3 tRNA genes and 3 rRNA genes are annotated in these 5,685 nt (G+C 52.3%); all 6 read left to right on the forward strand.

Features of this window, described 5'->3' with window-relative positions:
* Positions 1-235 precede the first annotated feature (235 nt).
* A 16S ribosomal RNA gene (locus PO778_RS13615) occupies positions 236-1,723 on the forward strand.
* A gap of 184 nt (positions 1,724-1,907) precedes the next feature.
* Positions 1,908-1,984 (forward strand) — tRNA-Ile (locus PO778_RS13620).
* Between the two features lie 27 nt (positions 1,985-2,011).
* A tRNA-Ala gene (locus PO778_RS13625) sits at positions 2,012-2,087 on the forward strand.
* A 255-nt stretch (positions 2,088-2,342) separates the two neighbouring features.
* Positions 2,343-5,134: ribosomal RNA gene (locus tag PO778_RS13630) — 23S ribosomal RNA — on the forward strand.
* Between the two features lie 130 nt (positions 5,135-5,264).
* A 5S ribosomal RNA gene (gene rrf, locus PO778_RS13635) occupies positions 5,265-5,379 on the forward strand.
* Together the 16S, 23S and 5S rRNA genes with 3 tRNA genes alongside form the textbook arrangement of a ribosomal RNA operon.
* 118 nt (positions 5,380-5,497) lie before the next feature.
* Positions 5,498-5,574: transfer RNA gene (locus tag PO778_RS13640), tRNA-Met, on the forward strand.
* The last annotated feature ends 111 nt before the right edge of the window (positions 5,575-5,685 follow it).

A 5,685-nucleotide genomic window follows, 5' to 3' on the forward strand; every position in this document is an offset into this window, starting at 1 on the left:
GGCTCTTTGACATTGTTAGTTTATGATGAAGGGACATGTGGGCGACGGCGCCAGGTCCAAGGGCTTTTAGGCCTTGGTAACCTGTTAAATTAAGTCGATGCCTAATCTTGGTACACGCCAAGACTAAACATGTCTCAAATGTATCCATAAAATACGTTTGAATGCAGGTATCGGCTCCTAAAATTCGGGCTAAACGGTTGATGATCTTCGGATTATGCCGGTTGGTTCGTGACACAAACTTGAGAGTTTGATCCTGGCTCAGAACGAACGCTGGCGGCATGCCTAACACATGCAAGTCGAACGAACCCTTCGGGGTGAGTGGCGCACGGGTGCGTAACGCGTGGGAACCTGCCTTTAGGTTCGGAATAACAGTTAGAAATGACTGCTAATACCGGATAATGTCTTCGGACCAAAGATTTATCGCCTTTAGATGGGCCCGCGTTAGATTAGGTAGTTGGTAGGGTAATGGCCTACCAAGCCGACGATCTATAGCTGGTCTGAGAGGATGATCAGCCACACTGGGACTGAGACACGGCCCAGACTCCTACGGGAGGCAGCAGTGGGGAATATTGGACAATGGGCGAAAGCCTGATCCAGCAATGCCGCGTGAGTGATGAAGGCCTTAGGGTTGTAAAGCTCTTTTACTAGGGATGATAATGACAGTACCTAGAGAATAAGCTCCGGCTAACTCCGTGCCAGCAGCCGCGGTAATACGGAGGGAGCTAGCGTTGTTCGGAATTACTGGGCGTAAAGCGCGCGTAGGCGGCTTTTTAAGTCAGAGGTGAAATCCCAGGGCTCAACCCTGGAACTGCCTTTGAAACTGGAAGGCTAGAATATTGGAGAGGTAAGTGGAATTCCGAGTGTAGAGGTGAAATTCGTAGATATTCGGAAGAACACCAGTGGCGAAGGCGACTTACTGGACAATTATTGACGCTGAGGTGCGAAAGCGTGGGGAGCAAACAGGATTAGATACCCTGGTAGTCCACGCCGTAAACGATGATAACTAGCTGTCCGGGCACACGGTGCTTGGGTGGCGCAGCTAACGCATTAAGTTATCCGCCTGGGGAGTACGGTCGCAAGATTAAAACTCAAAGGAATTGACGGGGGCCTGCACAAGCGGTGGAGCATGTGGTTTAATTCGAAGCAACGCGCAGAACCTTACCAGCTTTTGACATCCTGATCGCGGATAGAGGAGACTCTTTCCTTCAGTTCGGCTGGATCAGTGACAGGTGCTGCATGGCTGTCGTCAGCTCGTGTCGTGAGATGTTGGGTTAAGTCCCGCAACGAGCGCAACCCTCATCCTTAGTTGCCATCATTTAGTTGGGCACTTTAAGGAAACTGCCGGTGATAAGCCGGAGGAAGGTGGGGATGACGTCAAGTCCTCATGGCCCTTACAAGCTGGGCTACACACGTGCTACAATGGCGATGACAGTGGGCAGCTAACTCGCGAGAGTACGCTAATCTCTAAAAGTCGTCTCAGTTCGGATTGTTCTCTGCAACTCGAGAGCATGAAGGCGGAATCGCTAGTAATCGCGGATCAGCATGCCGCGGTGAATACGTTCCCAGGCCTTGTACACACCGCCCGTCACACCATGGGAGTTGGTTTCACCCGAAGATCGTGCGCTAACCTTTTAGGAGGCAGCGAGCCACGGTGGGATCAGCGACTGGGGTGAAGTCGTAACAAGGTAGCCGTAGGGGAACCTGCGGCTGGATCACCTCCTTTCTAAGGAATTTTACGAAAGCGCCGATGCTAGCCATCGGAAGTGCTTCGTAAGCTTTCAAAGAACATTGCCGTCGTCCTCATGTCCTTTCATCACTGGAGATCAGCTTACGCTGTTAAAGCGTGAGTTGTATTGCCTGAGCTGGCTCACGCCGCCCGCGGCCTTTTTGGCCAGCTGGTGCGAAATGGGCCGGTAGCTCAGTTGGTTAGAGCGCACCCCTGATAAGGGTGAGGTCGGAGGTTCAAATCCTCCTCGGCCCACCATTTCGACAGGCGTTCGCCTATATCTATGGGGCCTTAGCTCAGCTGGGAGAGCACCTGCTTTGCAAGCAGGGGGTCATCGGTTCGATCCCGATAGGCTCCACCAGATATTCAATATCTCCAGGGTGAAAAGTAAACGTATCTGACTTCGGTCAGTAGCGGGGATCTGCCCCGCGATCTTTGACATTGTGAATGGGTTTTTAATCGATGCCGTGGCGCATAGCGTTACAGGTGTGAGAGCAATCTTGCGTCTGTTCGATATGCATCACAAATTAGATGTAATAATCTGGCTGAGATATCTTCCGCACGATCATTAGGCGACTGGCTTTTATGCAGGCCTGTCGTTGATGGTGTGGATTCTCAAGCGTGAGGTAAGAGCATTTGGTGGATGCCTTGGCACATACAGGCGATGAAGGACGTGGCACGCTGCGATAAGCGTCGGGGAGATGTGAGCAATCTTTGATCCGGCGATTTCCGAATGGGGAAACCCACCTTCACCATTTCTTTTCGATTGTTTTCGGACGATCGGAACGAGGTGGATAAGGTATCACTAAGTTGAATATATAGACTTGGTGAAGCGAACCCGGGGAACTGAAACATCTCAGTACCCGGAGGAAAAGACATCAACCGAGATTCCGTTAGTAGTGGCGAGCGAACGCGGACCAGGCCAATGCCTTTGTATAAATTAGCAAAACTCTCTGGAAAGTGAGACCATAGTGGGTGACAGTCCCGTATGCGAAAGTGATTACAAAGGATTCGAGTAGGGCGGAACACGTGAAATTCTGTCTGAACATGGGGGGACCACCCTCCAAGCCTAAATACTCGTATGTGACCGATAGCGAACAAGTACCGTGAGGGAAAGGTGAAAAGCACCCCGATTAGGGGAGTGAAATAGTACCTGAAACCGAATGCTTACAAGCAGTTGGAGCCCCTTTGGGGGGTGACAGCGTACCTCTTGCATAATGGGTCAGTGACTTAATCTAACATGCAAGCTTAAGCCGTTAGGTGTATGCGCAGCGAAAGCGAGTCTGAATAGGGCGACTGAGTATGTTGGATTAGACCCGAAACCCGGCGATCTAGGCATGACCAGGTTGAAGGTGCGGTAACACGCACTGGAGGACCGAACCGTTGCATGTTGAAAAATGCTCGGATGAGTTGTGTTTAGGGGTGAAAGGCCAATCAAGCCGGGAAATAGCTGGTTCTCCGCGAAATCTATTGAGGTAGAGCGTTGGATGTATGCCGATGGGGGTAGAGCACTGGATGGGCTAGGGCTGCGCGAGCGGTACCAAACCTAACCAAACTCCGAATACCATCGAGTCTTGTCCAGCAGACAGACGGCGGGTGCTAAGGTCCGTCGTCAAAAGGGAAACAGCCCTAACCTACAGCTAAGGTCCCCAAGTCATATCTAAGTGGGAAAGCATGTGGGAATCCCAAAACAACCAGGAGGTTGGCTTAGAAGCAGCCATCCTTTAAAGAAAGCGTAACAGCTCACTGGTCTAAATAAGGGTTCCTGCGGCGAAGATGTAACGGGGCTAAAGATATGCACCGAAGCTTAGGGTTCAGATCTTTGATCTGAGCGGTAGCGGAGCGTTCCGTAAGCGGATGAAGCCGAAGGGTAACCGACGGTGGACGTATCGGAAGTGCGAATGCTGACATGAGTAGCGATAAAAAGGGTGAGATGCCCTTTCGCCGAAAGACCAAGGGTTCCTACGCAATGCTAATCAGCGTAGGGTAAGCCGGCCCCTAAGACGAGCCCGAAGGGGGTAGTCGATGGGAACCACGTTAATATTCGTGGGCCTGAAGATGTGTGACGGTTTGTGGAAGTAGTTTGTCCTTATTGGATTGGGCAGGCTGCCAAGCAGATCCAGGAAATAGCCTCTTCATATAGACCGTACCCGAAACCGACACAGGTGGTCAGGTAGAGTATACCAAGGCGCTTGAGAGAAGTATCCTGAAGGAACTCGGCAAATTGCCTCCGTACCTTCGGAAGAAGGAGGCCCCATCTCGAGGCAACTCTTAATGGGGGGCACAGGCCAGGGGGTAGCGACTGTTTATCAAAAACACAGGACTCTGCTAAGTCGGCTTCAAGACGACGTATAGGGTCTGACGCCTGCCCGGTGCTTGAAGGTTAAGAGGAGGAGTGCAAGCTCCGAATTGAAGCCCAAGTAAACGGCGGCCGTAACTATAACGGTCCTAAGGTAGCGAAATTCCTTGTCGGGTAAGTTCCGACCTGCACGAATGGCGTAACGACTTCCCCACTGTCTCCAGGATATGCTCAGCGAAATTGAATTCTCCGTGAAGATGCGGAGTACCCGCGGTTAGACGGAAAGACCCCGTGCACCTTTACTGCAGCTTTAGAGTGGTATTGGGAAAGAACTGTGTAGAATAGGTGGGAGGCTTTGAAACTTGGGCGCCAGTCCAAGTGGAGCCAACCTGTGAAATACCACCCTGTTGTTTTCTAATATCTAACCTAGATCCGTTATCCGGATCAGGGACCCTCTATGGCGGGTAGTTTGACTGGGGCGGTCGCCTCCTAAAGAGTAACGGAGGCGCGCGATGGTAGGCTCAGGACGGTTGGAAACCGTCTGCGAGAGTGCAATGGCATAAGCCTGCCTGACTGCGAGACTGACGAGTCGAGCAGAGACGAAAGTCGGTCATAGTGATCCGGTGGTCCCTCGTGGAAGGGCCATCGCTCAACGGATAAAAGGTACGCCGGGGATAACAGGCTGATGATTCCCAAGAGCTCATATCGACGGAATCGTTTGGCACCTCGATGTCGGCTCATCACATCCTGGGGCTGGAGCAGGTCCCAAGGGTTTGGCTGTTCGCCAATTAAAGTGGTACGTGAGCTGGGTTCAGAACGTCGCGAGACAGTTTGGTCCCTATCTGCCGTGGGCGTCGATACTTGAAAGGAGTTGCCCCTAGTACGAGAGGACCGGGGTGAACATGCCTCTGGTGTACCAGTCATGCCGCCAGGCGTGCCGCTGGGTAGCTATGCATGGACGGGATAACCGCTGAAAGCATCTAAGCGGGAAGCCTCCCTTAAGATAAGGTATCTTCGAGTCGTGATAGACCATCACGTTGATAGGCTGGGTGTGGAAGCGTAGTAATACGTGAAGCTAACCAGTCCTAATAACTCTGATCATGCTTGATGAATCCCACCATCAACGACAGGCCTGAAAAGGTGCTGCGCTTGATGATGTCGGAAGACATCCAGCCAGATCTACGACGCCTAATTAAACGTATCGCATCGATTGAACCCGCACATCCACTGGCTTTATTGCTTGGTGGCCATAGCGTCTGTGACCCACCCGATCCCATCTCGAACTCGGCCGTGAAACCAGACAGCGCCGATGGTACTAACGCTTAAGCGTTGGAAGAGTAGGTCGTCGCCAGGCATTATAGCTGGTGGGTGAGCGAGGAAAAAACCCATTCATAAGTCAAAGGGCTGACCCCACAAGGGCAGCCCTTTTGGCGTCTCTAGGCTTCGCGCCTAGTGACGCCGCAAATCGGTGACGCGGGGTGGAGCAGTCCGGTAGCTCGTCAGGCTCATAACCTGAAGGTCGTTGGTTCAAATCCAACCCCCGCAACCAACACATATCAAGCACTTCAAGACCCTGCGCCCTGCTGCAATCCAGCAGGGCTTCTGCGCGTCTGTATGACGCCCCTAATCGGGCCGAAGGCGGTACATCTGCTGTGGGGGC

The organism is Pontixanthobacter luteolus, from assembly GCF_947494915.1.
Lineage (GTDB): Bacteria > Pseudomonadota > Alphaproteobacteria > Sphingomonadales > Sphingomonadaceae > Pontixanthobacter > Pontixanthobacter luteolus.